Source organism: Streptomyces fradiae, from assembly GCF_041270065.1.
Taxonomy (GTDB): domain Bacteria; phylum Actinomycetota; class Actinomycetes; order Streptomycetales; family Streptomycetaceae; genus Streptomyces.
Map to the genome: position 1 here is coordinate 4,521,427 of NZ_CP065958.1, position 25,144 is coordinate 4,546,570.

Sequence of the window (25,144 nt, forward strand, 5' to 3'; positions counted from 1 at the left end):
CCTCCCGCCTGCTCCCGCTCCTCGGCCGGCGCACCCGTGAGACGGCGTAGGAGAGAAGCGAGACCTGTGAGTGCTGCGACGACGCGAAGCCGTACCCCGCGAGCCACGCGTGCCCCGCGAGCCGTACGTACCCCCGACCGTCTGTGCGCCGAGGCGGTAGACCTCGCGAGGGAGGCCGCCGACGAGGCGGCCGCGCCCGGCGTGGTCGGCGCGCATGTGGAGGTCGTCGCCGAGGGCGACCGGGTCGTCACGCACTTCTTCGAGTCGAAGGAGCCCGGCTACCGGGGCTGGCGCTGGGCCGTGACCGTCACCCGGGCGTCCCGGGCCAAGAACGTCACGCTTGACGAAACCGTCCTGCTGCCCGGTCCCGACGCCCTCATGGCCCCCGAGTGGGTGCCGTGGAGCGAGCGGCTGCGGCCCGGCGACATGGGGCCCGGGGACCTGCTGCCGACGGAGCAGGACGACCTGCGCCTGGAGCCCGGCTACTCGGGCGAGGACACGCCGCCGCCGAACTCCGCCGTCTCGGAGGAGATGGTGGACCACCTCGACGAGGAGGACGCCGAGCTGACCTCGCGCACGCCGTCGCGGGGCGCGATCGCGGCGGTCGCGGAGGAGCTCGGGATGCGGCGGGCGCGGGTGCTCTCGCGGTACGGGCTGCACGTGGCGGCGGACCGCTGGGACGAGGCGTTCGGGGCGAAGACCCCGATGGCGCAGGCGGCGCCGGCGACGTGCGAGTCGTGCGCCTTCCTGGTGCCGATCGCGGGGTCGCTGAAGCAGGCGTTCGGTGTCTGCGCGAACGAGTTCTCCCCGGCGGACGGGCGGGTCGTCTCCCTGTCGTACGGCTGCGGCGGCCACTCCGAGGCGGCCGTCATGCCGAAGCCGCCGCGTCCGGCGCCGCCGGTCCTCGACTCGATGGCGGCGGACGAGTTCCCGCTGCGCCCGGCGAAGGACTCGGGCTCGACGACGGAGCCGGACGGGGCGTCGGAGGACCTGGGGCACTCGTAGGGGGCTGCGGCCCGTGCGGACGGCGCCTCCCGCGCCGGGCGGTTCGCCCAACCGTTGCGTCTTCGCCCCGTCGGGGCGGTGCCTGCACGCGCGGGGTCCCACCGCACGTGTGGCCGTCGGCCTCCGCCCCACCCCGTGTGGGCATTCGTCCCGCTGGGGCGGGACGGGTGGGCACACGGGACGGCGCCCATGCGGGCGCGTTCCGCACCTGCGCCTGGACCCGCACCACCGGTGCGGCGCCCATGGGTGACCGTTCAGGCGCGGAAGCCTAGGCCCGGCAAGGGGCGCCGTCCGTTGTGCCCACCCGTTCCGCCCCTGCGGAACGTATGCCCACAACGGAGGTGGTGGCAGGGCGCAGCCTCGTCGGGGCGGAGGGCCACGCCCCGTCGGGGCGGGAGGGTCCGCAGGTGGGCGCCCCGCACGCTGAAGCGCAGGCGCGGAAGCGCCAGGCTCCGCAGGGAGCGCCAGGCCCGGCCAGGGACCAGGCCCATCCCGCGGCGCGGAAGCGCCAGGCCCCGCGAGGAGCGCCAGGCCCCGCCCGGGGGCGCAAGGCCCCGCAGGTGGGTGCCCCGCCGCGCGCACCCCGCTTCGCGCGGTACCTTCGGCACCGGCCGGGGTTCGGAACCGGTCGGTACCCCGAAAACGAACCGTCCCGCAGAGTGGAGTCAGGCGTGAGCGTCAGCGTCAGGACGTCGACCGACGGAACCGACCCCTTCGGTACCGCACGGCTCCGCAGAAGCGTGCTCGACGCGTGGGCGGCCGGCGGGGCGCGGTTCCGGGAGGACGCCAACGCCGAGGAGGACCTGGTCCTCGGCGGCTACCGGGACCGGCTCGTCGTCGAGCTGGCGCAGAACGCGTCGGACGCCGCCCGCCGCGCCGCCGTCACCGGCCGGCTCCGGCTCACCCTGCACCCGGCCGGCGCCGACGGCCCCGCCGTACTGGCCGCGGCCAACACGGGCGCCCCCCTGGACGCCACCGGCGTGGAGTCGCTGTCGACGCTCCGCGCGTCCGCGAAGCGCACCGAGCGCGACACGGACGCCGGCTCCGGCGCGGTGGGCCGGTTCGGCGTCGGGTTCGCCGCCGTGCTCGCCGTCACCGACGAGCCCGCGGTCCTCGGCCGCCACGGCGGCGTCCGCTGGTCGCTCGCCGAGGCCCGCGAGCTGGCCGCCGACGTGGCCCGGCACAGCCCGGGCCTGGGCGACGAACTGCGCCGCCGGGACGGCCACGTACCGCTGCTCCGCCTGCCGCTGCCCGCCGAGGGCACCGCGCCCGACGGCTACGACACGGTCGTCGTGCTGCCGCTGCGGGACGCCGCCGCCGAGGGTCTGGCACAGCGGCTGCTCGACTCCGTCGACGACGCGCTGCTGCTCACCCTGCCCGGGCTCACCGAGGTCGTCGTCGAGACCCCGGAGGGCACCCGTACCCTCACCCGGGAGGACCGCGACGGCTACACCCACATCGCCGACTCCGCCGCCGGCACCCGCCGCTGGCGCACCGTCAGCCACGCGGGACCGCTCGACCCGGCCCTCCTGAAGGACCGGCCGACCGAGGAGCGGCTGCGCCCGCACTGGTCGGTCACCTGGGCCGTACCGGTGGACGCGGACGGCGCGCCGCAGTTCCCGCGCACCGCGCCCGTCGTGCACGCGCCGACCCCCACCGACGAGCCGCTGGGCATCCCGGCGCTGCTCATCGCCTCGTTCCCGCTGGACACCGCGCGCCGCCATCCGGCGCCCGGGCCGCTCACGGACTTCCTGGTGGAGAAGGCGGGCGAGGCGTACGCGGAGCTGCTCGCCGACTGGCAGCCGGTGAGCACCGGCACGCTCGACCTCGTACCGGGGCCGCTCGGCAAGGGCGTCCTGGACGGGGCGGTGCGCGGGGCGGTCCTGGAGCGGCTGCCGCGGATCGCGTTCCTGGCGCCGGCCGTCGCCTCGGAGGAGCTGCCCGCGCTGCGGCCGATCGAGGCGGAGGTCGTGGAGGGCGCGGGCGCGGAGACCGTCGCGGTGCTCGCGGAGGTGTTCCCGACGCTGCTGCCGGCGGGGCTCGAACGCCGGGTGGAGCTGCGCACGCTGGGCGTCGGGCGGCTGCCGCTGACCGAGGCGATCGACCGGCTCGCGGGCGTGGACCGGGCGCCGGAGTGGTGGTGGCGGCTGTACGACTCGCTGGCCGGCGTCGACCCGGACCGGCTGACCGGCCTCCCGGTGCCGCTGCTCGGTGACGCCCGGACGGCCGCCTCGTACCCGGCCGACGACGAGGAGGGCGCGCCGCAGGCCGCCGGGGTCCGTACCACCATCGGCCCCCGCCAGGTCCTGCTCCCGCAGGAGCACACCCCCGTCGACCTGGCCCGGCTCGGCCTGAAGGTCGCCCACCCGGACGCCGCGCACCCGGTCCTGGAGAAGCTGGGCGCCGTACCGGCGACGCCGCGCGCGGTGCTTACCACGCCGCAGGTTCGGGCGGCGGTCGCCGCCTCGCTGGACGCGGGGGAGATCTGGGACGAGGACGCCGACACGCTGGACGCGGACGAGCTCGCCGAGACCGTGCTCGCGCTCGTACGGGACGCGGATCTGGCGCCCGGCGACGAGCCGTGGCTCGGGGCGCTCGCGCTGCCGGACGAGGACGGGGAGTCGGCCCCGGCGGGCGAACTCGTCATGCCGGGCTCGGCCTTCGCGTCCGTGATGCGGGAGGACGAACTCGCCTTCGTGGACGCCGAGCTCGCCGAGCGCTGGGGCGAGCAGCCGCTCGCCGCGTGCGGGGTGCTCGCCGGCTTCCAGCTGGTGCGGGCCGCGGACCTGGTCCTCGACCCGGACGAACTTGAGCCGCGCGAGGGCGACTTCGCGGAGCCGGACGACGCGGGGCTGCTCGACGCGGTCGACGTGTGGTGCGAGGACGTGCTCGACCGGCTGCCCGAGACCTCGGTGCCGCCGGTGGCGACGGAGATCGTGGCGGTACGGGACCTGGACCTGGTCGACGACGACGCCTGGCCGCGCGCCCTCGCCCTGCTCGCGCGGCCGCCGCTGCGGGACGCGCTGACCCAGCCCGTACGGGTGCTGCTGCCGGACGGCACGACGGAGACGGTCCGCTCGTACACGGCGTGGTGGCTGCGCGACCACCCCGTCCTGGACGGGCGGCGGCCCGCCGGGCTGCGGGCGGCCGGCACGGATCCGCTGCTCATCGGGCTTTACGACGCGGCCGACGCGACCGGCTTCGAGGACGAGCAGGTGCTGCGGGCCCTGGGCGTGCGCACCTCGGTGTCCGCGCTGCTCGACGAGCCGGGCGGCGCGGCGGAGCTCCTCGGGCGGCTCGCCGACCCGTCCCGCGAGGTCTCCGGCGCCCAACTGCACGCCCTGTACACGGCCCTGGCCGATCTCGACCCGGAGCAGGTGACACTGCCGGACGAGCTGCGGGCGGTGGTCGACGGCGAGCTGGTGGTGGTCGACGCGGCCGACGCGCTGGTCGCCGACGCGCCCGACCTGCTGCCCCTCACCGCGGGGCTTCCGCTGCTGCCGGTCGCCCCGGCCCGGGCCGCGGAGCTGGCCGAGCTGTTCCAGGTCCGCCGCCTGAGCGAGGCGGTCGAGGCCGAGGTCACCACGACCGGCGAGGAACACGAGGTCCCCTCCTCGGTCCACGCCCTCCTCGGCCCGGCCACCCCCGCCACCTACGTCGAACACGACGAACTCCGCGCCGCCGGCACCGAACTCGACTGGCGCCGCACCCCCGACGGCGTCATCCACGCCGCCACCCTGGAGGGCGTCGCCGCCGGCCTCGCCTGGGCCGCCGGCCAATGGCCCCGCCGCTTCGAGGTCGCGGCCCTGCTGGAGGACCCGTCGAGGACGGCGGAGCTGGCCCGGGACCGCTGGTTCGATTGACCGCAGGGGGTCAGTACTTGGCGGCGAGACTCACCTGGGTGTCGCCGCCCGCCCCTTCGAGCCGCCACCGCAGCCACTTGGGGTCGGGCGCGTTCGTGCTCGCGGACAGCCAGTGTCCGGGCACGACGATGCCGTGCCAGTTCTCCACCCAGAAGCATTCGGTGCCGCCGATGCAGAACGGGCCTACGCAGATGCACTCCCACACGTCGACGAACATCGTGGCGTTGCTGGTCCCCTCGGCGCCGACCATCGTGATCCCGGTCCCGTATCCGACGGCGTGGTCGGTGCCGCAGATCGCCCAGTCGAAGCCCTGGACACAGGCCTGGGCGCCGGGGCAGAAGGTGTTCTTGAACCAGATCTGTTCGTCGGTGGTGCGTACCGCCGCTTCCTTGTAACCGACGGGTTCGCCCGCCGTCTGCTGTCCGGCCTCGGGCGGGGCCGCGATCTCGCCCGGTGTGGCGGGCAGTTGCTCGACGGCCCGGCCGCCCTCCACGATCGCCCTCATTCCGGAGGGAAAGTCGAGGATCTGCAGGGCATGGTCGTTCCCCATGTCCATCGTGGTGCTGGCGCGCGGCGGGAGCCCGCGCTTGACGCGGCTGTTGGTGGTGGTCATCTCGTGACTTCTTCCCTGTGGCGCCGGAGCGCGCCGGTGACGCGACCGGCGAAGAAGAATGAGCTGAAGGAGAAGGTGCCGAAAGAGGCGAGGGAATCGCGCGGCGCCTGAACCGAGGGCGCCCGAACCGTGGCCGTCCGACCGAGGACGTCCGCCCCGGGAGCCTGCCGGGGACTGTCACCCCGTGCACCCGCGCGACGCCATTCGTTTCAGTCTGGCACGCCCGTGCCCGACTGTCCTCCCGGCCGGCCCGCGACCGCCACCCCCGCCGCCCACAGCACCCCCGCGATCAGCGCCGCACCTCCCTCGTACGGCCCCTGGATCGACCAGGCCCACCACTCCGGGGTGTTGTCCTCGCCCACGCCGAGCAGCAGGGTCGGGCCGAAGGTGGCCAGGGGGAGGAGCCAGGCCAGGCCCGAGCCGAAGAGGCGGGCGCTGAGGGCCGCGAGGCCGAGGTGGCCGATCGCGTTGCGGGCGGAGGCGGTGAAGACCTCGGGCGGGGTGCCGGTGAGGAGCGGCAGGGCCGCGAGTCCGACCGCGAGCAGGGTGAGGGCGAGGACATGGAGGCGCCGGAACAGGTGCATGGGGCGGGCCGAGAGGTGTTCCAGGTCCGCCTGCGGGGTGTGCAGGGTCGTGCCGAGGACCACGGCGTACGCGACGGGCGCGACCGCCGCCACCGGCACGCTGAAGTCGACCAGGTGGCGGAAGTCGGGGAGTTCCACCCGCGACCGGGTGAACACCGCCGTCGCGACGGCCAGGACCAGCGCGGTCGCCGCCGCCGCGGGCACCCCGCGGCTGCGGGCGAAGGCGAGGGCCGGACGGGCCGGGTTCGCGGCGCTCACCGGGGAGCGCCGGGGAGCGCCGGTACGGGCGCGCACGTGCCGACGGCCGCCGCGGCGCCGGAGAGCCACCGGTCCTGCTCGGCGGCCGGGGCCTTCCGTACGCGTTCGACGGCGTCGGAGAACCGCTCCCCGTAGTACGGCACCGGCAGCCCCGCCCGGGACCGCAGCACCGCCTGGACGAGGAAGACGTCCGGGTAGCCGCCGGTCTCCGCGAGCGTGATCGGCGCGCAGCCGGGCGGCGGCGCGGGCAGGGCGGCGTCCAGCATCGACTCGGTGAGCGTGCGGCGGTCCACGATCGGCCGGTAGACCGGCAGTTCGGCGCCGGGCGCGTTCCCGGCGCCCCCGCCCCTCGGCGCCCGCAGGCCCGTCTCGTAGAAATGCCGCCGGAAACCCGGCAGTTGTCCCGTCGCCCGGTCCACGACCCGCGCCGCCGACTCCGCCTCCGGCAGCAGATGCCGGTCGGCGGGCCACAGACACGCGGTCGTACGGCCCTGGGTCACGCAGGCGGGTTCGGCCGGCTGGGGTGCGCGGGTCGCCCAGAAGGGGTCGGGGTCCGGCGCGCGGAGGCTCAGCAGCACGCCCGCGGCGGTCAGCGCCACCACCACGGGCACCGCGAGGACCGGGCCGGGCACGACCACCGCGCGCCGTACGAGCGCGGGCAGGGCGAGCAGCGCCAGGGCCGCCGCCGCGCACCACGCGGCGGCGACGAGCAACCGGAAGGTGTCGGGCCGGAACGTGACGTCCCAGTGGTCGTCGATGGCCGGCAGCAGCCGCCCCACGGAGAGCCCGGGCGCGAACGCCAGGACGACGAACGCCCCGTACCAGAACACGCCCATCGCCGGGGCGACGATCCGCGACGGCAGCAGGGTTCCGGCGGCGACCCCGGCGGCGATCTGCAGGCCGGTCATCGCGACGGCGAGGACCAGCGGGCTCCACACGGGATCGGTGACCTCGCTGACACCGGCCGTACGAGTGAAGGCGACGGCGGTCATGACGGCGTACGCCGCCACCGACCACAGCCAGGCCGCGCCCCACAGGAGCAGCGCCTGTGACCAGCCGCTCCGGGGGGTGGTGTCCGCCCACGCGCTGGTACGGGTGCGGTGCGCGCGGCCGGCGCTCCAGGCCGCGGCGGCGCTCATGAGCGAGCCCATGACGATGACGCCGAAGACCTGGACCTTGATGCTCGCCTGGTTCCACCAGCCGATCCAGTCGCTGGTCGCGGGGTCGGCGGAGGCGAGGTACCAGACGCCGGCGGCCGCCGCGAGCACGGCGACCTTGCCCGCCTCGCCGCGCCGCATCTCGTGGCCGAGGACGCGGAGAACGCCGAGGACCCGGATCACACCCGTACTCCGCTCTGCTCCACGACGGCGAGGTAACCGGCCTCCAGGGCCGGTCCGTTGACCTCACCGTCCCCGTCCCGGCCGGCACAGAGTTCGGCGGCGGTGCCGCTGAAGCGCATCCGTCCCTCCAGGAGCACATGGATGCAGTCGCAGACCTGGGCGACGTCCTCGGCGAGGTGGGTGCTCATGACGACGGCGGCGCGTTCGCCCAGGTCGCGGATGAGGGTGCGGAAGCCGACCCGCTGGGCGGGGTCGAGGCCGACCGTCGGCTCGTCGAGCAGCACCAGCGCGGGCCGGTTGACCATTGCCTGGGCGATGCCGGCCCGCCGGAGCATCCCGCCGGACAGGGCGCCCATGCGCTGGTCCGCCTGCCGTTCCAGGTCCACCAGGCGCAGCACCTCGCGCACCCGGTCGCGCCGCTCGCGGGTCGGCACCTTGCGCAGCCAGGCGGCGTACTCGACGAACTCCCGTACGGTGAACCGCGGATAGTGCCCGAAGGCCTGCGGAAGGACCCCGATCCGCTCCCGCACCCGAAGCGTCGCCGCCCGCCCGCGCACCGGCTCGCCGAGCAGCCGCACCGTCCCGGTGTCGGGCCGGCGGGCGGTGCTGAGCAGCGACAACAGGGTGGTCTTCCCGGCCCCGTTGGGCCCGAGGAGGGCCGTGACACCGGAGTGGAACTCCGCGTCCACCCCGTCGAGGGCGGTCACGGCCCGGTACCGGACCGTGGCGCCCTCGACGGAGGCGGCCGGCGCCGTGGCGCCGGCCGGGTGGTTCTCAGTGCGGTCGGACACGCTTTCCTGACCAGTTTCTCGGTTCTCGGTTGCCGGTTCTCAATGCTCAGTTCTCGGCGGCCACGTAGCCGTAGGCACGGCTTCCGGAGACACCGGCCCAGGTGCCCTTCGTGTAGTACTTGCCGCCGGTCGTCGTACCGCCGTAGGAGCCGCAGCCGTAGCCGGAGCGGTAGTTCCGGGACGTGGACGCGATCTGCGGGTCGGGCATGAAGGACTTGTCCTGGTAGACGTACGCGCTGAACGTCTTCAGGTCGGACGTGGGCACGTCGCCGCAGGCGCGGGCGTGGCCGGAGCCGGGGCCGTTCCAGCGGTCGCCGTCCTCCTTGGAGCCGGAGGTTGCGATGGAGAACGGCAGCCGGCTGCCGCTGATCTCGCCGGCGACGGCGACACCGGCGGGCAGGGCCAGCACGGTGGCGAGGCCCAGGGTGGCTATCCGGGTGCGGGTGAGCTTCATGAAATTGTTCCCCCTTGGGCGGTGGTCGGCAGTCCGTCCGCAGGGGTCAGTTGCAGGACTGCGTCGCCATCGCTACGGCTTGGTCATTGCGATAGCGATGTCGGTGACAGTAACGCGCCTCTGATCGCGCCGGGCGTGGCGGGGGTCACAATTGGCAAGAGTGGGCCGAAAGTTGCCGTAAGGGCCGGAATCGGCCGCCGTGCCCCGCCCCGGCCGTCCTCATGGCCGGCGGGCCCGGCGCGCCGGCAGCCCCATCGGGTTCGGGAAGGGGATGGTGCCCGAGGTCAGGATCTCGTCGGCCAGGACGCCCAGCAGCGCCACCGCCCGGTCGGCCTCGGGCGGGGCGAGGGCGGCGAGGAAGGGGCGTACGGCGAGGGTGTCGGTGCGGGACTCGAGGTGGGCGCGGAGGGCGCGGGCCTCGGCGGTCGGGGTGCCGGTGGGGGCCAACAGGCCCCGGGCCGCCAGGCGGGTGGCGGCGGAGCGCCAGTCGGTGTCGGACCAGCCGCGGTTGTCGCGGAGGGTCGCGGGCGGGACGCCCTCGGCCGCCGCGAAGAGGACGTGGACCTCGCAGCCGTCCAGGCCCTCCGCCGCGAGCAGGGCCACATGGCCGTCGCCGCGGTGTTCGCGCAGCGTGGTCGTGGCCTGCCACAGGGCGCCGACCGGGTCGTCGGGCGCGGGCACGTCGCGGTTGGCGGCGAAGAGCGGGCGGCCGGCGCCGTCGGCGGCGGCCACCACACGGGCGAGCAGCGGTACGAGCTCCGCCGCCGCCCCGGCGGCCGACGGGGCCACGCGCCGCAGCGCCGCCGTCGCCCCCGCGGCCCGGGCCCGCAGCACCGCCTCGGGCGCCGCGTACGACCACGCGTCCGGCACGGAGCGCCGCACCATCGCCGGATGGAAGTTGTAGAACGCGGCCTCCACCACCCCGGCGGCCACGGCCCCCAACGGCGCCGCCCGCGCCCCGAAGTACCCCATCCAGAACCCCCGCAGCCCGACCTCGCGGTTCGCCTCCCGGCACTCCGCCGCGAAGTACGTCACCGCGTGCACGGGCTCCATGGCCTGCCACGCCTGTCGGGCGAACCGCGCGTTCACGTCGGTGTCGAAGGACATGGGGGCACGCTAGGGCCCGGTCCGCCCCGGCCGCCATGTCGCCTCGCCCGCTACGCCGGGAACCGCCGCCCCACCCACCGCCACGCGAACTCCAGCACCGCCGAGCCCGCCGCCGCGATCGCGACCGCCGTCCACGGCATCGTCACGCCGACCAGCTTGAGCGCGAAGAAGTCCTGCAGCCAGGGCACGACGAGGACGAGGAGGAAGGCGCCGCCCATGGCCGCGACCAGGGCGATGCGCCACCAGGTGTAGGGGCGGGCGATGATCGCGAGGACCCACATGGAGACCAGGAAGAGGGTGAGGGTCGCGGCGCTGGTCTCGGCGTCGAGCGCGCCGGGGCCCGTGTAGTGGTGCCGGGCAAGCAGATACGTGGCGAAGGTGGCCGCCGCCGCGATGACGCCGGCCGGGATCGCGTACCGCATCACCCGCCGGACGAAGTGCGGTTTGGCCCGCTCCTTGTTGGGCGCGAGGGCCAGGAAGAAGGCGGGAACGCCGATGGTGAGGGTGGACAGCAGCGTCAGGTGGCGGGGCAGGAAGGGGTACTCGACCTGGCTGACCACGACCAGGATCGCGAGCAGCACCGAGTAGACCGTCTTCGTCAGGAAGAGGGTCGCCACCCGGGTGATGTTGCCGATCACCCGGCGCCCCTCGCCGACCACCGACGGCAGCGTCGAGAAGGAGTTGTTGAGCAGCACGATCTGGGCGACGGCCCGGGTCGCCTCGGAGCCGGAGCCCATGGAGACGCCGATGTCGGCGTCCTTGAGGGCGAGGACGTCGTTGACGCCGTCGCCCGTCATCGCGACCGTGTGCCCGCGCGACTGGAGCGCCGCGACCATGTCCCGCTTCTGCTGCGGGGTGACCCGCCCGAAGACGGTGCCCTCGTCCAGGGCCTTCGCCATCTCGTCCCGGTCGGTCGGGAGGGTGCGCGCGTCCACGGTGTTCTCGGCGCCGGGCAGGCCGAGCTTGCCGGCGACGGCGCCGACCGAGACCGCGTTGTCGCCGGAGATGACCTTGGCGGTGACGTTCTGGTCGGCGAAGTACGCGAGGGTGTCGGCGGCGTCCGGCCGCAGTCGCTGCTCCAGGACGACGAGCGCGGAGGCCCGCGCGTCCTTCGCCACGTCCGGCGAGTCGAGCTCGTGGACGGTACGGGCGAGCAGCAGCACCCGCAGGCCCTGCTCGTTCAGCCGGTCGACCTCCGCGAGGGACGCGTCGCCGGCCGGGAGCAGTACGTCGGGCGCGCCGAGCAGCCAGGTCGAGTTCTCGCCGTCGCCCTCGCTGAACGCCGCCCCGCTGTACTTCCGCGCCGACGAGAACGGCAGCGACTCCGTACACCGCCAGTCCACCGAGTCCGGATAGGCGTCGACGATGGCCTGGAGGGAGGCGTTGGGCCGCGGGTCGGACTCGCCGAGCGCGCCGAGCACCTTCCGTACGTACGCCTCCTCCGAACCGTTCAGCATGCGCAGCTCGGTGACGTCCATGCCGCCCTCGGTGAGCGTGCCGGTCTTGTCGAGGCAGACGACGTCGACCCGGGCGAGGCCCTCGATGGCGGGCAGCTCCTGCACCAGGCACTGTTTGCGGCCGAGCCGGATCACGCCGATCGCGAAGGCGACGGAGGTGAGCAGGACCAGTCCCTCGGGGATCATCGGGACGATGCCGCCGACGGTGCGGGCCACGGACTCCTTGAAGTCGTTGTCCTTGACGACGAGCTGGCTGATGACGAGCCCGAGCGCGGTCGGGATCATCATCCACGTCACGTACTTGAGGATCGTGGAGATGCCGGTGCGCAGCTCGGAGTGGACGAGGGTGAAGCGGGACGCCTCCTCGGCGAGCTGCGCGGCGTAGGCCTCGCGGCCGACCTTGGTGGCGGTGAAGGCGCCGCCGCCGGCGACGACGAAGGAGCCGGACATCATCCGGTCGCCGGGCTTCTTCACGACGGGGTCGGCCTCGCCGGTGAGCAGCGACTCGTCGATCTCCAGGCTGTCGGCCTCGGCGACCTCGCCGTCGACGACGACCTTGTCGCCGGGACCGAGTTCGATGAGATCCCCGAGGACGATCTCGGAGGTGGAGATCTCGGCGGCGGCGCCGTCGCGGCGGACCGTCGGCCTGGCCTCGCCGATGACGGCGAGCCCGTCGAGGGTCTTCTTGGCGCGCAGTTCCTGGACGATGCCGATGCCGGTGTTGGCGATGATCACGAAGCCGAAGAGGCTGTCCTGGATCGGCGCGACGAAGAGCATGATCACCCACAGCACGCCGATGATCGCGTTGAAGCGGGTGAAGACGTTGGCGCGGACGATGTCGGTGGTGGAGCGGGAGCTCCGTACGGGGACGTCGTTGACCTCGCCGCGCGCCACTCGCTCGGCGACCTGAGCGGCGGTCAGGCCCTGTGGGCGGTGGACGACGACGGCGGTGGTCCCGGCGGTGGTCCCGGCCGTGGTCCCAGGCGTCATGTCGGCCGTGGCGCCGCTGCCGTCCGTGTCGATCTTCGCCCGCTGCGTCATGTTTTCGACGGTACGACCGGATGCGGCCGCTCACCCGCCGAGAAGTCCGAAGATCAGACCGGGGGAGGACCGGAAGGGGCCCCAGGTATGACGCGGACCCCTAGGTGCTCTGGCCCTCGCCCTCGGGCGTCCGCTGCGCCGCGTGCCGCTTGATCGCCGCGTCCCGCTTCCGTACGTACCAGATGCCGATCAGGCCGAGGCCCGCGCCGGCCAGGCAGGTCCACACCCACGAGGTCAGGTCCCGGTCGGCGAACCAGCCGTAGAACGGGATCTGGACGAGGAACAGGACGAACCAGAGGATCGTGCCGCCCGTGATGGTGGCGACGACGGGCCCCTCCAGGGGCTCGGGTGCCTCGTGCTTCGGTGTCCACTTCGCCATGGGAGGCAGTCTAGGCGCCGGAATCAGGGGTCTACGCGCGGAGATGGACTCCCCCTCGTTCATGTGTTCATACTGAAACGGTTTGCCTCTGGCGGGTTCCCTTCGTATGAACCGCCAAATTGACCATACGAGGACAACCCATGAGCACCACGGCCACCGCCACGGCCACCTCCCCGGAGCCTTCCGCGCCGCCGCAGCGGCCCGTCTCCGGTCTCGACCGCTACTTCAGGATCTCCGAGCGCGGCTCCACCGTCGCCCGTGAGGTCCGCGGCGGTTTCGCCACCTTCTTCGCGATGGCCTACATCATCGTGCTGAACCCGATCATCCTCGGCAGCGCCAAGGACATGTACGGGCACCAGCTCGACAGCGGCCAGCTGGTGACCGCGACCGTCGTGACGGCCGCCTTCACGACGCTCCTCATGGGCGTCATCGGCAACGTGCCGATCGCGCTCGCCGCCGGCCTCGGCGTGAACACCGTCGTCGCGCTCCAGCTCGCGCCGAAGATGTCCTGGCCGGACGCCATGGGCATGGTGGTCCTGGCCGGCATCGTCGTGATGCTCCTGGTCGCCACCGGTCTGCGCGAGCGCGTGATGAACGCCGTCCCGGTCGGCCTGCGCAAGGCCATCGCGATCGGCATCGGCCTCTTCATCATGCTGATCGGCCTGGTCGACTCGGGCTTCGTCTCCCGGATCCCGGACGCCGCCCACACCACCGTCCCGCTGCAGCTCGGCGGGGACGGGCACCTCATGGGCTGGCCGGTGCTCGTCTTCATCCTGGGCACCCTGCTCACCCTCGCGCTGATCGTCCGCAAGGTGCCGGGCGCCATCCTCATCTCGATCGTCGTGATGACGGTCCTCGCGGTGGTCGTCAACGCCGTCGCCGACATCCCCTCCTGGGGCCTGACCAGCCCGGAGTGGCCCGGCAACCCGGTCGCCAGCCCCGACTTCGGCCTCTTCGGGCAGTTCAGCCTGTTCGGCGGCTTCCACAAGGTCGGCGTCCTGACCGGCGTGCTCTTCGTCTTCACCGTGCTGCTGTCCTGCTTCTTCGACGCCATGGGCACGATCCTCGGCGTCGGCGACGAGGCCAAGCTGATGGACAAGGACGGCAACCTCCCGGGCATCAACAAGGTCCTGCTCGTCGACGGCCTCGCGGTCGCCTCCGGCGGCGCCACCTCGTCCTCCGCCACCACCTGCTTCGTGGAGTCCACGGCCGGTGTCGGCGAGGGCGCCCGCACGGGCCTCGCCTCGGTGGTGACGGGCGCGCTGTTCTCGGTCGCGCTGTTCCTCACGCCGCTCGCCACGATGGTGCCCTCGCAGGCGGCGACCCCCGCCCTGCTCGCGGTGGGCTTCCTGATCCTGGCCGGGTCGGTCAAGGAGATCGACTGGAGCGACTACACCATCGCGATGCCGGCCTTCCTGGCGATGGTGATGATGCCGTTCACGTACTCGATCACCAACGGCATCGGCATCGGCTTCATCAGCTTCAGCCTGCTGCGGCTGGTGGCCGGCCGGGGCCGTGAGGTCCCGGTGGCGATGTACGTCGTGTCGGCGGTCTTCGTCTTCTACTACGCGATGCCGGCGCTGGGCCTGACCTGATCGAGGGCTTGGTCGAGGTCCCGATCGAGGTCCTGATCGCGGACCTGGCCGCGGGGCGCGTCGGAGGCCCCGTAGAACTTCTCCGTCTCGTCGACGGCGGTCTTGAACCGTTCGTCGAAGTCTTCGCGAATGAGCGTCCGGACGACATAGTCCTGGACGCTCATTCCGCGTTTGGCGGCGTGTGCGCGGAGCCGTTCGAGCAGCTCTCCGTCGATGCGCAGGCTGAGCACGGTCGAATCCATGCCCGTCAGGTTCGCGCCATGGAAGGCCGTCCCGCGTCACTTTCCGGATCGGTCTCACTCATTTGGGTGACAGATTGCGACGGAAGGTTTTCGATTGGTCTTTAGAGAGAGTAATGAGTTACGCTAAGGACATGCCTGACCTGTCCCATGGCACCGCCGACGATGCCGCAGCCGTGAGTGCGCTCCGCAGCGCCGTCATGCGGCTCGGCCGACGCCTCAAGCACCAGCGCGTCGACGAATCGCTGAGCCCCACCGAGATGTCGGTGCTCGGCACCCTGTCGCTCTGCGGCTCGGCCACCCCCGGTGAGCTGGCCCGCAAGGAGCACGTCCAGCCGCCGTCGATGACCCGCATCGTCGCGCTGCTCGAGGCCAAGGGCCTGGTCAAGCTGGAGCCGCACCCCGACGACCGCCGGCAGAAGGTGGTCAGCCAGACCGAGCAGGCCGAGGCCATGCTCGCGGAGTCCCGCCGCAAGCGGAACGCCTGGCTGGCCTCCCTCGCCGAGGGTCTGGACGAGGACGAGTGGGCGAAGCTGCGCGCCGCCGCTCCGGTCCTGGAGAAGCTCGCCCACCTGTAGAACGCCCTATGGAACGCATAGGACGAACCCGAGGCGCCAAGGAGGCGACGCACTTTGAGCACGGGACCCGGAGCAGACTCCGCACCCGTCCATAAACCCACCACCGACCCCCGCCAGGGCAAGGGGACCTTCTCCTCGCTCAGGATCCGGAACTACCGGCTGTTCTTCACCGGAGCGATCGTCTCCAACACCGGTACGTGGATGGCCCGGATCACCCAGGACTGGCTGGTCCTGAGCCTCACCGGCTCCGCCGCCGCCGTCGGCATCACGACGGCCCTCCAGTTCCTGCCGATGCTGCTCTTCGGTCTGTACGGCGGTGTCATCGCCGACCGCCTCCCGAAGCGACAGCTGCTCCTGGTCAGCCAGGCCGCGCTCGGCCTGTGCGGACTGACCCTCGCCGTACTGACCCTGACCGGACACGTCCAGGTCTGGCACGTCTATCTGATCGCCTTCCTCCTCGGCATGGTCACCGTCGTCGACAACCCGACCCGGCAGTCCTTCGTCTCCGAGCTGGTCGGCCCGCGGCAGCTGCGCAACGCGGTCTCGCTGAACTCGGCGAACTTCCAGTCCGCCCGACTGATCGGCCCCGCCGTCGCCGGCGTCATGATCGCCTCGATCGGCAGCGGCTGGGCCTTCCTGATCAACGGCCTGTCCTTCCTCGCGCCGATCGGCGCGCTCCTGCTCATGCGACAGAGCGAGCTGCACAAGGTCGAGCGCGCACCGCGCGGCAAGGGCCAGCTGCGTGAGGGCCTCCGTTACGTCGCCGGGCGGCCCGATCTGATCTGGCCGATCGTCCTCGTCGGCTTCATCGGCACCTTCGGCTTCAACTTCCCGATCTGGCTGACCGCCTTCTCGGAGGGCATCTTCCACGTCGGTGCCGGCGCGTACGGCTTCCTCAACACGCTCATGGCGGCCGGCTCCCTGGTGGGCGCGCTGCTCGCGGCCCGGCGCGCCTCGACCCGGCTGCGGATGCTGGTGATCGCGGCGGGCGTCTTCGGCGCCCTGGAGATCGCGGCGGCGCTCTCGCCGTCCTTCTGGCTGTTCGCGCTGCTGCTCGTGCCGATCGGCATGATCGGCCTGACGGTCAACATCAGCGCCAACTCGGCGGTCCAGATGGCGACGGACCCGGTCATGCGGGGCCGGGTGATGAGCCTCTACATGATGGTCTTCGCCGGCGGCACCCCGATCGGCGCCCCGCTGCTCGGCTGGGTCACCGACACCTTCGGCCCCCGCGTCGGCTTCGCCACCGGCGGCCTCGTCTCCCTCCTCGCCGCGGCCACCATCGGCCTGATCCTGGCCCGCGTCGGCGGCCTCCGCCTCTCGATGCGCTGGCACCACGGCCACCCCAGCGTCCGCTTCGTCCCGGACGAGCGCCGGGCGCGGCTGGCGACGGCGGCGTAGCGGTTCCGTGTGAACGGGCGGCCCGGCCTCGACGGCCGGTCCGCCCTTCTGCGTATCTCGCGCCCGTCGTCGTACCGATCCGCGCATTCGCCGGATGAATCGTGAAGATCCTGTGTATGTTGAGCGCCGCTCAAGCACTCTGAGCCATCGCAGCATCACAGGAGATCCCACTTGCGCAAGCGCTCCGCCGCCATAGCCGTCGCCCTCGCCGCCGGCACCCTGGCCGCCCTGACCACCGCCCCGGCCGCCCAGGCCACCGAGTACTCCTCGGCCCTGAAGATCAAGGGCGTCCAGTACGACGCCCCCGGGCGGGACGACAACCGGTGCTACGGCGGCAACGCCGCCGCCGAGTTCGTCACGATCAAGAACTACTCCCGGACCACCACGGTGAACCTCAAGGGCTACACCGTGAAGGACGCCGTGGGGAACACGTACGTGTTCCGGATCAACCACTACCTCCAGCCGGGCGACTACGTGCAGCTGCGCGGCAACCGCGGCACCGAGTCCGACGCCAAGAACGTCGCCTACCGCAACAACTGCAACTTCATCTGGAACAACGACCGCGACACCATCAAGCTGATCAAGCCGGGCGGCGCCTACGCCGACACGCACTCGTACACCAAGAGCGCCAACGACCGCGACGGCAACGGCTACATCACCTTCCACGGCTGATCCCGCCCGAGCGCGGCTGAGCACGGCTGATCCGGCGGGTGCGGTCACCGAACCCGCCGGAACCCAGTACCATCGCCGTTCCCGAATTAGCGAAAGGGACCGGTCCATGCTCGATGCGGTCACCGAACGGTTCGTCGACCGGGTTCGGGTGCTGCCACCCGAGTCGCTCGCGACGGCCTTCGACCGGATGGTCGACCTCCGCACCGAAGGCGGCAAGGAGGCGAGCCGGGCAGCGGTGCCGTCCGCCGCCGAGAACTCCGAGCTCGACCACCGGATCCGCAGCGCTCTCCTCCCGCGCGCCGCCGAGCTCGAAGCGCACCTCGCGGGGCTGCACTCCGACGCCCGGGCCGCAATCTCCACGGCGGCCCGAGGGATCCTGAAGCGAGGGAATCTGACCGCGGAGCAGTTCGAGGTGCTCGTGACCCCGTTCGTCGAGGTCGGGGTCGACGTCCCGGCGCATCAGGGTCGCGGCTGACGGGGAGCGCCGCCCAGGGCCCCTGGGGCCGGGTGCGGGCGAGCGGCGGGTCAGACCCGCCGCTCCAGCACCTGGCCCGGCCAGTCGCCGACCGTGAAGGCCTCGGTGCGGGTGAAGCCCTGGCGTTCGTAGTAGCGGACGAGGCGGCCCTCGCTGCCCGCGAAGCAGTCCACGCGGAGCAGGGAGGCGCCGGCGCGGCGGGTCTCGTCGGCGGCGTGGGCGAGGAGGGCGGCGCCGACGCCGTGGCCGTGGCGGCGGCCGTCGGTCGCGAGGTAGCGCACGTACTGCTCCGGCTCGTCCGCGGGGGCCACGTACGCGCCCGGGTGCGGGGTGAGGGTGAGGGTCCCGACCGGGACGCCGTCGATCTCCGCGATCCACGGGGTGCCCTCGGTCACCAGCGCTTCGATCGCCTCCACGGTCTTCGGCCGGGCGCTGAACGGCTCGGTGCCCCACTGCGCGGTGATGCCCCGCGCATTGAGCCAGACCACCGCGCTGTCGAATATCGCCAGCATCGCGGGCACGTCCGCCGGCCCGCCCCGCCTGATCCTGATCATGGTGTCCATCCGTCCGAGGCTAGTCCCTGTCACACTCGCCCCATGAGGCTTTTCACCGCCGTCATCCCTCCGCCCGCGCAGCTCGCCGAGCTCGCCCACGAGGTCGACCGGCTGGCCGAGCTGCCCGGCGCCGACCGGCTGCGCTGGGCCTCGCGGCCCGGGTGGCACTTCACGCTCGCGTTCATGGGCCAGGTCGACGAGGAGCTGCTCCCGGACCTGCGCGCCCGCCTCGGCCGGGCCGCCCACCGCACCGCGCCCTTCCCACTGCGGCTGCACGGGGGCGGCCACTTCGGGCGGGCGGTGCTGTGGACCGGCGCGGCGGGCGGCCTGGACGAGCTGCGGCTGCTCGCCGAGCGGGCCGACGCCGCCGCGCGCCGCGCCGGCGTCCCGATGGACGAGCATCGCGCGTACCACCCGCACCTCACCGTCGCCCGCTCCCGCGCGAACGACACCGACCTGCGGCCCTTCGTCGCCGGGATGCAGGACTTCGAGGGCGCCCGCTGGGAGGTGACCGAGCTGTGCCTGGTCCGCAGCCACCTTCCCGGCGGCGGTCCGGCGGGGAAGCGGCCGCGGTACGAGACGATCGCCACGTGGCCCCTGGGCGGAGCGGCCGAGCGGGGGCGTTAACCTCGATGGGTGGACCCGAAAACCCGTAACCGGATCATGGCCGGCGTGCTCGTCCTGATGTTCGCGATCATCGCGGTGACGTCGTTGGTGGGCGGCCAGTAGTCGGCGACCCGTCGTCCGACGCCCCGGCCCCCGCTCCGGCCCTTGCTTCGAGTGGACTCCAGGCAGTTGGCTTGATCCCCATGGAGTACACGCAGCTCGGACGCACGGGACTCAAGGTCGGCCGACTCGTCCTGGGGACGATGAACTTCGGACCGCAGACGGACAAGTCCACCAGCCACGCGATCATGAACGCCGCGCTCGACGCGGGCGTCAACCTCTTCGACACGGCGAACGTCTACGGCCAGACCGCCGGCAAGGGCCGCACCGAGGAGATCATCGGCTCCTGGTTCGCCAAGGACCCGGCGCACCGCGACAAGGTGGTGCTCGCCACCAAGGTGTACGGGAACATGGCCGAGGGCACCGGCCCGGTCTGGCCCAACCACGACAGGCTGTCGGCCGTGAACATCCGGCGGGCCGTCGAGGCCAGCCTCAAGCGGCTCCGCACGGACCGCATCGACGTCTACCAGTTCCACCACATCGACCGGCACACCCCCTTCGACGAGATCTGGCAGGCCGTCGACACCCTGATCCAGCAGGGCAAGATCCTCTACGCCGGCTCCTCCAACTTCCCCGGCTACAAGATCGCCCAGGCGAACGAGGCCGCGGCCCGACGCGGGATGGTCGGCCTGGTCAGCGAGCAGTGCCACTACAACCTCTACGAGCGGCGCGCCGAGATGGAGGTGATCCCGGCGGCCCAGGAGTACGGGCTCGGCGTCATCCCGTGGTCGCCGCTGGCCGGCGGGCTGCTCGGCGGCGTCATCCGGAAGCAGGCCGAGGGCGGGCGCCGGGCCGGCGGCCGGACCGCCGAGCGGCTCGCCGACCCGGTGGAGCGGGCCCGCATCCAGGCGTACGAGGACCTGCTCGCCAAGCACGGCCTGGACCCGGCCGAGACGGCGCTCGCCTGGCTGCTCACCCGCCCGGGCGTGACGGGCCCGATCGTCGGCCCGCGGACGCCCGAGCAGCTGGCGGGCGCGCTGCGCGCGCTCGAACTGAAGCTGAGCGAGGAGGTCCTCACCGGCCTCGACGAGATCTTCCCGGGCCCGGGCCCGGCGCCGGAGGCCTTCGCCTGGTGAGCGCCGTCTGACAGTGGCTCACACCCCGCCGAGCCAGCTGGTCGCGTCCAGGCGGAACGCGGTCTCGGCGGGGACGACCGCCCGCAGCGCGTCCTCCAGGTCGCGCACCCGGTCGGCGCCGAGCCGGGCGGCCCAGTCGGCGCGCAGCTCGTCGAAGACGGCGGCCGAGCGGGCGAGCGCGTCGATCCCGTACGGGGTGAGGCGGACGAGCTTGCGTCGGGCGTCGCCCGGGTCGTCGGCGCGCTCGGCGTAGCCGAGGGCGAGCAGCCGGTCGACGGTCTTGCCGGCCGCCTGCTTGGAGACCCCGAGCCGCCGTCCGATGTCGCTGGCGGTCGCCCCGTACGGGCCGGCGGCGATGGCCTGGAGGGCGAAGCCGTGCGCCGGGCGCATCTCGGGGTGGCCCTGCCGGGCCAGTTCGGTGTGCAGCCGGTCGATGAGGGTCCGGAACCCGGCGAAGAGGAGCAGGGGCAGCTCGAAGCCGGGGGTGTCGTCCTGCCTTTCGGGAATCCCCTTGCGGCGATCGACAACCTGGTTTACGTTTTCCTCATCGGCATGGTCAACCATGTTGTCTATTCTATCTGTACTCGCCAGGGGGACCGCCATGACACTCGACGCTCTCGACCTTCCCACCCGTATCCAGCGCGCCGCCGCAACCCTCAAGGAGACCTCCCCGCACACCCTCGAAGGCTTCCTCAAGCTCAACGAGATCTTCGAGTCGACCACCCTCGACCCGCACGCCCGCGAGACCGTCATCCTCACCGTCGCCGCCCGCAACCAGTGCCACCTGTGCGTCGACATGCACGAGGCCAAGCTCGCCGCCCTCGGCCCGGCGCCCGCACCCGAACGGCTCGACGCCGTACGCCGGTTCACCCTCCAGGTGCTCGCCTCCTCGGGCGCCGTCTCCGACGCCGAACTCGACGCCTTCCTCGCCCACGGCCACACCCGCCAGAACGCGCTCGAAGTCGTCCTCGGCATCGGCACCTACACGGTCTCCACCTTCGCCAACCGCCTCGTCCGCGTCGCATGAACAGCGCCAGGACCAACGTCAGTTCAGGATCTCCGCTCGAACCCGAGATCGGCTTCTCCCGGGCCGTCCGCAAGGGCGCCCACGTCGCCGTCGCCGGCACCGCGCCCATCGCGGACGGCGGCGGCACCGCCGGTGTCGGCGACGTGTACGCGCAGACCGTCCGCTGCCTCGACATCGCCGAGGCGGCCCTGGCGGAGGCCGGGGCCTCGCTCGACGACGTCGTCCGCACCCGGGTCATGCTCACCGACGTGACCCGCTGGAAGGAGGCGGCCCGCGCCCACGGCGAACGCTTCGCGTCCGTCCGGCCGGTGACCACCTTCGTCGAGGTCTCCCGCTTCATCGACCCCGACTGGCTCGTCGAGATCGAGGTCGACGCGGTGGTGGAACCCTAAGGTCGGTAGGGGCCGCCCACGCCCCATGCCTGGTGGAGGGCGTTCGCGAAGGCCGCGGCCAGCTTGTGCTCGCCCGTCGGGCCCGGGTGGGTGCCGTCGTAGGTGTCGGCGTGGATGTCGTACGACTCCGGGATCGTCCCGAGCAGCAGCGGCGAGGCCGCCGAGTCCAGGTCCGCGACCGTCTTCGCGAGCAGCTCGTTGAAGCGGACGCACTCGGCGGCGAACGGCGCGTCGTACTCGGCCCGTACGTTCGGGATGACCGGCAGCATGACCGCCCGGACGTGCGGGTTCGCCGCGCGCGCGGCGGCCAGGAAGGCGCGGACGTTGTCCGCCGTCTGGTCGCTGTTGGTGTAGAAGCCCAGGTCGATCAGGCCGAGCGAGATCAGCAGCACATCGGCGCGGGTCGCCGCCACCGTCTCCCCGATCAGCGGCGCCATGTGCAGCCAGCCCTCGCCCCAGCCGGCCAGATGGCGGCGGGCGGCGGCCGGGAAGGCCGGGTCGGCGTAGGCGTCGGAGGTGGCGGCGTCGTGGGCCGGCTCGTACAACGCGGTGCGCGGGCCGGTGATCTCGTACCCGCCGGGTCCGGGTCCGGGCAGCACGGATTCGAGGTGCTGCCACATCCGGTACCGCCAGGTGAAGTCGCCGGCGCGTCCGATGGTCATGCTGTCGCCGACGAACAGAAAACGCATGGTCGACATCATCACCGACGCCCCGGCGGGGGACAGCCACGCGGCGACGTGATCCCGGACACCGGGGAGGGCCTCAGCCGGGTCTAGCCCCAGGCGTTCTTCTGCCACTGCGCGAGCAGGGCGGGCGAGCCGACCGGGGCCGGCTGCGACGGGCACACGTCGAAGTGACAGATCCGGCAGGTGTCGGAGGGCTGGGCACGGCCGAGGTTGACGGCCGTCCCCTCCCCCGCCACGCGCCACCGCTTGCCCGGCGGGACGGCGCCGACCGGCCACTCGCCGAGCTCGATCAGGATCCACTTGTCGCGGATCGTACGGTGCCAATCGGCGCGGGCGCCGCACCGGTTGCACGTCGTACCGCCCGCCCCCGGCTGAGCCGGAATGCCGCCTCCGCCCGGCGTGGCCATGCCGGCCAGTACGTCCCCCAGGCGTACGGGGTCACTCACGCAAACCGTCCAGAAGGGTAGTTCTCGGTATCGGGCACATTGAACCCGCCGCGGAACCATCAGATCCGGCAAACGGGTAAAGATCCACCGAACGAGTGCGCAAGCCCCTCCCGGGCGGCCCGTGGCAGGCTTGGGGTCATGCGATCACTGCTCGGCGTCTCCGGGGCCGCCGCCCTCGTCCTCGCCCTCGGCCTGCCCCTGGCTGCCGCCGGTCCGGCCGCGGCGGCGGACGCCGACCGGGACTTCGTCATCGAGGACCCCCGGATCACCGAGTCCAGCGGCCTCGCCGCGAGCCGCGCCCACCCCGGGATCTACTGGACGCACAACGACCAGGACGCGCCCCTGATCTACGGCATCGACTCCCGTACGGGAAAGACCGTCGCGACCCTCACCATGAAGGGCGTCGGCACCCCCCGCGACATGGAGGCGATCTCCGTCGGCCCCGACGGGAACATCTACGTCGGCGACATCGGCGACAACCTCGACGGCTCGTGGGACCACGTCTGGATCTACCGCTTCCCCGAGCCGAAGGAACTCGGGGACCGGACGGTCAAGGCCACCCAGTACGACGTGAAGTACGCCGACGGGGCGCGCAACGCCGAGGCGCTGATGGTCCATCCGAAGACCGGCCGGGTCTACATCGCCAGCAAGAACGAGGACGGTGGCGGCCTCTACGCCGGCCCCGAACGCCTCGACCCGACCCGCACGAACGTCTTCAAGCGCATCGGGGAGGTCCCCTGGGTGACCGACGGGGCCTTCTCGCCGGACGGCACCCGCCTCGTGCTGCGCGGCTATCTCCTCGCCAAGGAGTACGCGTGGAAGGACGGGCGCCTCGCCGACGACGGCACCTCCGTCGGAGCCCCGTTCCAGGGCCAGGCGGAATCGGTCACGTACACCCCGGACGGCTCGGCCTTCCTGTTCGGCTCGGAGGGGAAGCAGAGCCGGGTGATCCGCATCGAGCGCGGCGGGGCGCAGCCCACCGGCCCGACCAGTCCCGGGGACGCCAAGAAGCCCGGCGGCGGCACCGGTTCGGCCGCCACGGGCACGGACGGCGAACAGGGCAACTTCACGGTCGGCGTCATCGTGCTCGGCCTCGCGACCGTCGTCGTGGTCGGCCTGAAGCGCCTGTTCCGCAAGGGCTGACCCCTAGGGACCCAGGTGACGCACGAGGGCCCCGCACCGGACACGGCCGGTGCGGGGCCCTCGTACACGTGAGAAGGACTACTGCCGGTGTTACAGCTGGCCGATCACGTAGTCGATGCACGCCGTCAGCGCGCGCACGTCCGCCGGGTCGACCGCCGGGAACATCGCGATGCGCAGCTGGTTGCGGCCCAGCTTGCGGTACGGCTCGGTGTCCACGATGCCGTTGGCGCGCAGCGCCTTGGCGATCGCGGCCGCGTCGATCTCGTCCGCGAAGTCGATCGTGCCGATGACCTGCGAGCGCTTCGCCGGGTCCGTGACGAACGGGGTCGCGTACTTGGACTCCTCGGCCCAGCCGTACAGCGCGTCCGAGGACTCCTTCGTGCGGGACACGGCCCAGTCCAGACCGCCCTGGCCGTTGATCCACTTCAGCTGCTCGTTGAGCAGGAAGAGGGTCGCGAGCGCCGGGGTGTTGTACGTCTGGTTCTTCAGCGAGTTGTCGATCGCCGTCGGGAGGGAGAAGAACTCCGGGATGTGCCGGCCCGACTCGTGGATCTTCTTCGCGCGCTCCAGGGCGGCCGGCGAGAAGGCCGCGAGCCACAGGCCGCCGTCGGCGGCGAAGGACTTCTGCGGGGCGAAGTAGTAGACGTCGGTCTCGGTGATGTCGACCGGCAGACCGCCGGCGCCCGAGGTCGCGTCCACGAGGACGAGCGCGCCCTCGTCGGCGCCCGCGACCCGCTTCAGCGGGGTGGCGACACCGGTGGAGGTCTCGTTGTGGGTGAAGGCGTAGACGTCGACGCCGGCCTCGGCCACCGCCTCCGGGTGGGTGCCCGGGTCGGCGGAGATCACGGTCGGCTCGGCCAGCCACGGGGCCAGCTTCGCGGCCTTCGCGAACTTGGACGAGAACTCGCCGAAGGTGAGGTGCTGCGACTTGTTCTCGATGAGACCGTGCGTCGCGATGTCCCAGAAGGCGGTGGAGCCGCCGTTGCCCAGGATCACCTCGTAGCCCTCGGGCAGCGAGAAGAGGTCACGGATCCCGGCACGCACCTCGCCGACCAGGTTCTTGACCGGAGCCTGGCGGTGGGAGGTACCGAGGAGAGAGGTGCCGGTGGCGGCCAGGGCGTCCAGCGCCTCCGTACGCACCTTGGAGGGGCCCGCGCCGAAACGGCCATCGGCGGGCTTCATGTCAGCGGGAATCTGGATATCGGCCACGAGGCGGAGCGTATCGGTTCGGGGCGGCCGGGG

26 protein-coding genes are annotated in these 25,144 nt (G+C 72.7%); 12 read left to right on the forward strand and 14 right to left on the reverse strand.

Going from position 1 to position 25,144, the window contains the following annotated elements:
- Positions 1-66 precede the first annotated feature (66 nt).
- Complete coding sequence (locus tag JAO84_RS20715; RefSeq protein WP_370414218.1) at positions 67-1,005, forward strand: DUF3027 domain-containing protein; 939 nt, start codon at positions 67-69, stop codon at positions 1,003-1,005.
- Positions 1,006-1,664: 659 nt separating this feature from the next.
- On the forward strand, positions 1,665-4,868 hold the full coding sequence (locus JAO84_RS20720) for a sacsin N-terminal ATP-binding-like domain-containing protein (RefSeq protein WP_370414219.1): 3,204 nt from the start codon (positions 1,665-1,667) through the stop codon (positions 4,866-4,868).
- Between the two features lie 10 nt (positions 4,869-4,878).
- Here JAO84_RS20720 and JAO84_RS20725 read toward each other — a convergent pair whose 3' ends face one another.
- The 8 genes from JAO84_RS20725 to JAO84_RS20760 form a co-directional block, all read right to left on the reverse strand.
- A complete protein-coding gene (locus tag JAO84_RS20725) occupies positions 4,879-5,481 on the reverse strand; it encodes a hypothetical protein (RefSeq protein ID WP_370414220.1) in 603 nt (200 codons plus the stop codon).
- A gap of 209 nt (positions 5,482-5,690) precedes the next feature.
- Complete coding sequence (locus tag JAO84_RS20730) at positions 5,691-6,323, reverse strand: hypothetical protein (protein WP_370414221.1); 633 nt, start codon at positions 6,321-6,323, stop codon at positions 5,691-5,693.
- Positions 6,320-7,663, reverse strand: a complete 1,344-nt coding sequence (locus tag JAO84_RS20735; protein ID WP_370414222.1) for a hypothetical protein — start codon at positions 7,661-7,663, stop codon at positions 6,320-6,322. The genes JAO84_RS20730 and JAO84_RS20735 overlap by 4 nt, the downstream gene beginning before the upstream one ends.
- A complete protein-coding gene (locus tag JAO84_RS20740) occupies positions 7,660-8,454 on the reverse strand; it encodes an ATP-binding cassette domain-containing protein (protein ID WP_370414223.1) in 795 nt (264 codons plus the stop codon). The genes JAO84_RS20735 and JAO84_RS20740 overlap by 4 nt, the downstream gene beginning before the upstream one ends.
- Before the next feature lie 46 nt (positions 8,455-8,500).
- Positions 8,501-8,908, reverse strand: a complete 408-nt coding sequence (locus JAO84_RS20745) for a hypothetical protein (protein ID WP_370414224.1) — start codon at positions 8,906-8,908, stop codon at positions 8,501-8,503.
- A 219-nt stretch (positions 8,909-9,127) separates the two neighbouring features.
- Positions 9,128-10,015: a hypothetical protein gene (locus JAO84_RS20750; RefSeq protein ID WP_370414225.1), complete on the reverse strand. Its 888-nt coding sequence runs from the start codon at positions 10,013-10,015 to the stop codon at positions 9,128-9,130.
- Between the two features lie 50 nt (positions 10,016-10,065).
- A complete protein-coding gene (locus tag JAO84_RS20755; protein ID WP_370416820.1) occupies positions 10,066-12,462 on the reverse strand; it encodes an HAD-IC family P-type ATPase in 2,397 nt (798 codons plus the stop codon).
- Between the two features lie 151 nt (positions 12,463-12,613).
- Positions 12,614-12,892, reverse strand: coding sequence for a DUF2530 domain-containing protein (locus tag JAO84_RS20760; RefSeq protein WP_370414226.1), 279 nt, complete (start codon positions 12,890-12,892; stop codon positions 12,614-12,616).
- Between the two features lie 140 nt (positions 12,893-13,032).
- Between JAO84_RS20760 and JAO84_RS20765 the strand changes: the two genes are divergently transcribed.
- Positions 13,033-14,487, forward strand: coding sequence for an NCS2 family permease (locus JAO84_RS20765; protein WP_370414227.1), 1,455 nt, complete (start codon positions 13,033-13,035; stop codon positions 14,485-14,487).
- Here the strand turns inward: JAO84_RS20765 and JAO84_RS20770 are convergent.
- A complete protein-coding gene (locus JAO84_RS20770; RefSeq protein ID WP_370414228.1) occupies positions 14,457-14,729 on the reverse strand; it encodes a hypothetical protein in 273 nt (90 codons plus the stop codon). The two genes, JAO84_RS20765 and JAO84_RS20770, sit on opposite strands and share 31 nt — an antisense overlap.
- 131 nt (positions 14,730-14,860) lie before the next feature.
- Here JAO84_RS20770 and JAO84_RS20775 point away from each other — a divergent pair, with 131 nt between their 5' ends.
- The 4 genes from JAO84_RS20775 to JAO84_RS20790 all read left to right on the forward strand — a co-directional run bounded on the left by JAO84_RS20775 (position 14,861) and on the right by JAO84_RS20790 (position 17,852).
- The gene (locus tag JAO84_RS20775; RefSeq protein WP_265863799.1) at positions 14,861-15,304 is read left to right on the forward strand and encodes a MarR family winged helix-turn-helix transcriptional regulator; all 444 of its coding nucleotides are present in this window, start codon (positions 14,861-14,863) and stop codon (positions 15,302-15,304) included.
- Positions 15,305-15,358: 54 nt separating this feature from the next.
- On the forward strand, positions 15,359-16,705 hold the full coding sequence (locus tag JAO84_RS20780; RefSeq protein ID WP_370414229.1) for an MFS transporter: 1,347 nt from the start codon (positions 15,359-15,361) through the stop codon (positions 16,703-16,705).
- Between the two features lie 171 nt (positions 16,706-16,876).
- Positions 16,877-17,377, forward strand: coding sequence for a lamin tail domain-containing protein (locus tag JAO84_RS20785; RefSeq protein WP_370414230.1), 501 nt, complete (start codon positions 16,877-16,879; stop codon positions 17,375-17,377).
- A gap of 106 nt (positions 17,378-17,483) precedes the next feature.
- Positions 17,484-17,852: a hypothetical protein gene (locus JAO84_RS20790; RefSeq protein WP_370414231.1), complete on the forward strand. Its 369-nt coding sequence runs from the start codon at positions 17,484-17,486 to the stop codon at positions 17,850-17,852.
- 50 nt (positions 17,853-17,902) lie between these two features.
- Here JAO84_RS20790 and JAO84_RS20795 read toward each other — a convergent pair whose 3' ends face one another.
- Entirely contained in the window at positions 17,903-18,415 is a 513-nt protein-coding gene (locus JAO84_RS20795) for a GNAT family N-acetyltransferase (RefSeq protein WP_370414232.1), read from the reverse strand.
- Positions 18,416-18,448: 33 nt separating this feature from the next.
- Here JAO84_RS20795 and thpR point away from each other — a divergent pair, with 33 nt between their 5' ends.
- Both thpR and JAO84_RS20805 read left to right on the forward strand, forming a co-directional pair.
- Positions 18,449-19,033, forward strand: a complete 585-nt coding sequence (gene thpR / locus JAO84_RS20800; protein WP_370414233.1) for an RNA 2',3'-cyclic phosphodiesterase — start codon at positions 18,449-18,451, stop codon at positions 19,031-19,033.
- A gap of 182 nt (positions 19,034-19,215) precedes the next feature.
- Positions 19,216-20,208 carry an aldo/keto reductase gene (locus tag JAO84_RS20805; RefSeq protein ID WP_370414234.1) on the forward strand — a complete coding sequence of 331 codons (993 nt, stop codon included), beginning with the start codon at positions 19,216-19,218 and terminating at the stop codon, positions 20,206-20,208.
- Between the two features lie 18 nt (positions 20,209-20,226).
- Here JAO84_RS20805 and JAO84_RS20810 read toward each other — a convergent pair whose 3' ends face one another.
- Positions 20,227-20,772, reverse strand: a complete 546-nt coding sequence (locus tag JAO84_RS20810) for a MarR family winged helix-turn-helix transcriptional regulator (protein ID WP_370414235.1) — start codon at positions 20,770-20,772, stop codon at positions 20,227-20,229.
- A 37-nt stretch (positions 20,773-20,809) separates the two neighbouring features.
- Between JAO84_RS20810 and JAO84_RS20815 the strand changes: the two genes are divergently transcribed.
- Positions 20,810-21,235, forward strand: coding sequence for a carboxymuconolactone decarboxylase family protein (locus JAO84_RS20815; protein ID WP_370414236.1), 426 nt, complete (start codon positions 20,810-20,812; stop codon positions 21,233-21,235).
- Positions 21,232-21,627 carry a RidA family protein gene (locus JAO84_RS20820; protein ID WP_370414237.1) on the forward strand — a complete coding sequence of 132 codons (396 nt, stop codon included), beginning with the start codon at positions 21,232-21,234 and terminating at the stop codon, positions 21,625-21,627. Before JAO84_RS20815 ends, JAO84_RS20820 begins: the two co-directional genes overlap by 4 nt.
- Here JAO84_RS20820 and JAO84_RS20825 read toward each other — a convergent pair.
- A complete protein-coding gene (locus tag JAO84_RS20825) occupies positions 21,624-22,316 on the reverse strand; it encodes a GDSL-type esterase/lipase family protein (RefSeq protein WP_370414238.1) in 693 nt (230 codons plus the stop codon). The two genes, JAO84_RS20820 and JAO84_RS20825, sit on opposite strands and share 4 nt — an antisense overlap.
- Positions 22,317-22,399: 83 nt before the next feature.
- A complete protein-coding gene (locus tag JAO84_RS20830) occupies positions 22,400-22,759 on the reverse strand; it encodes a DUF6083 domain-containing protein (protein ID WP_370414239.1) in 360 nt (119 codons plus the stop codon).
- Between the two features lie 138 nt (positions 22,760-22,897).
- On the opposite strand from JAO84_RS20830, the gene JAO84_RS20835 reads away from it, so the two are divergent.
- Positions 22,898-23,902 (forward strand): WD40 repeat domain-containing protein, encoded by a 1,005-nt coding sequence (locus JAO84_RS20835; RefSeq protein ID WP_370414240.1) that lies wholly within the window; start codon positions 22,898-22,900, stop codon positions 23,900-23,902.
- A 90-nt stretch (positions 23,903-23,992) separates the two neighbouring features.
- Here JAO84_RS20835 and serC read toward each other — a convergent pair whose 3' ends face one another.
- Positions 23,993-25,111, reverse strand: a complete 1,119-nt coding sequence (gene serC / locus JAO84_RS20840; protein ID WP_265863811.1) for a phosphoserine transaminase — start codon at positions 25,109-25,111, stop codon at positions 23,993-23,995.
- Positions 25,112-25,144 lie beyond the last annotated feature (33 nt).

What these genes read in the sequence shown, in the direction of transcription:
- JAO84_RS20725 (WP_370414220.1), bottom strand. Translation starts at nt 5,481, where the DNA reads ATGACCACCACCAACAGCCGCGTCAAGCGCGGGCTCCCGCCGCGCGCC.
- JAO84_RS20745 (WP_370414224.1), bottom strand. Translation starts at nt 8,908, where the DNA reads ATGAAGCTCACCCGCACCCGGATAGCCACCCTGGGCCTCGCCACCGTG.
- JAO84_RS20750 (WP_370414225.1), bottom strand. Translation starts at nt 10,015, where the DNA reads ATGTCCTTCGACACCGACGTGAACGCGCGGTTCGCCCGACAGGCGTGG.
- JAO84_RS20755 (WP_370416820.1), bottom strand. Translation starts at nt 12,462, where the DNA reads ATGACGCCTGGGACCACGGCCGGGACCACCGCCGGGACCACCGCCGTC.
- JAO84_RS20760 (WP_370414226.1), bottom strand. Translation starts at nt 12,892, where the DNA reads ATGGCGAAGTGGACACCGAAGCACGAGGCACCCGAGCCCCTGGAGGGG.
- JAO84_RS20765 (WP_370414227.1), top strand. Translation starts at nt 13,033, where the DNA reads ATGAGCACCACGGCCACCGCCACGGCCACCTCCCCGGAGCCTTCCGCG.
- JAO84_RS20770 (WP_370414228.1), bottom strand. Translation starts at nt 14,729, where the DNA reads ATGGATTCGACCGTGCTCAGCCTGCGCATCGACGGAGAGCTGCTCGAA.
- JAO84_RS20775 (WP_265863799.1), top strand. Translation starts at nt 14,861, where the DNA reads ATGCCTGACCTGTCCCATGGCACCGCCGACGATGCCGCAGCCGTGAGT.
- JAO84_RS20790 (WP_370414231.1), top strand. Translation starts at nt 17,484, where the DNA reads ATGCTCGATGCGGTCACCGAACGGTTCGTCGACCGGGTTCGGGTGCTG.
- JAO84_RS20795 (WP_370414232.1), bottom strand. Translation starts at nt 18,415, where the DNA reads ATGGACACCATGATCAGGATCAGGCGGGGCGGGCCGGCGGACGTGCCC.
- thpR (WP_370414233.1), top strand. Translation starts at nt 18,449, where the DNA reads ATGAGGCTTTTCACCGCCGTCATCCCTCCGCCCGCGCAGCTCGCCGAG.
- JAO84_RS20805 (WP_370414234.1), top strand. Translation starts at nt 19,216, where the DNA reads ATGGAGTACACGCAGCTCGGACGCACGGGACTCAAGGTCGGCCGACTC.
- JAO84_RS20810 (WP_370414235.1), bottom strand. Translation starts at nt 20,772, where the DNA reads ATGGTTGACCATGCCGATGAGGAAAACGTAAACCAGGTTGTCGATCGC.
- JAO84_RS20815 (WP_370414236.1), top strand. Translation starts at nt 20,810, where the DNA reads ATGACACTCGACGCTCTCGACCTTCCCACCCGTATCCAGCGCGCCGCC.
- JAO84_RS20820 (WP_370414237.1), top strand. Translation starts at nt 21,232, where the DNA reads ATGAACAGCGCCAGGACCAACGTCAGTTCAGGATCTCCGCTCGAACCC.
- JAO84_RS20825 (WP_370414238.1), bottom strand. Translation starts at nt 22,316, where the DNA reads ATGCGTTTTCTGTTCGTCGGCGACAGCATGACCATCGGACGCGCCGGC.
- JAO84_RS20835 (WP_370414240.1), top strand. Translation starts at nt 22,898, where the DNA reads ATGCGATCACTGCTCGGCGTCTCCGGGGCCGCCGCCCTCGTCCTCGCC.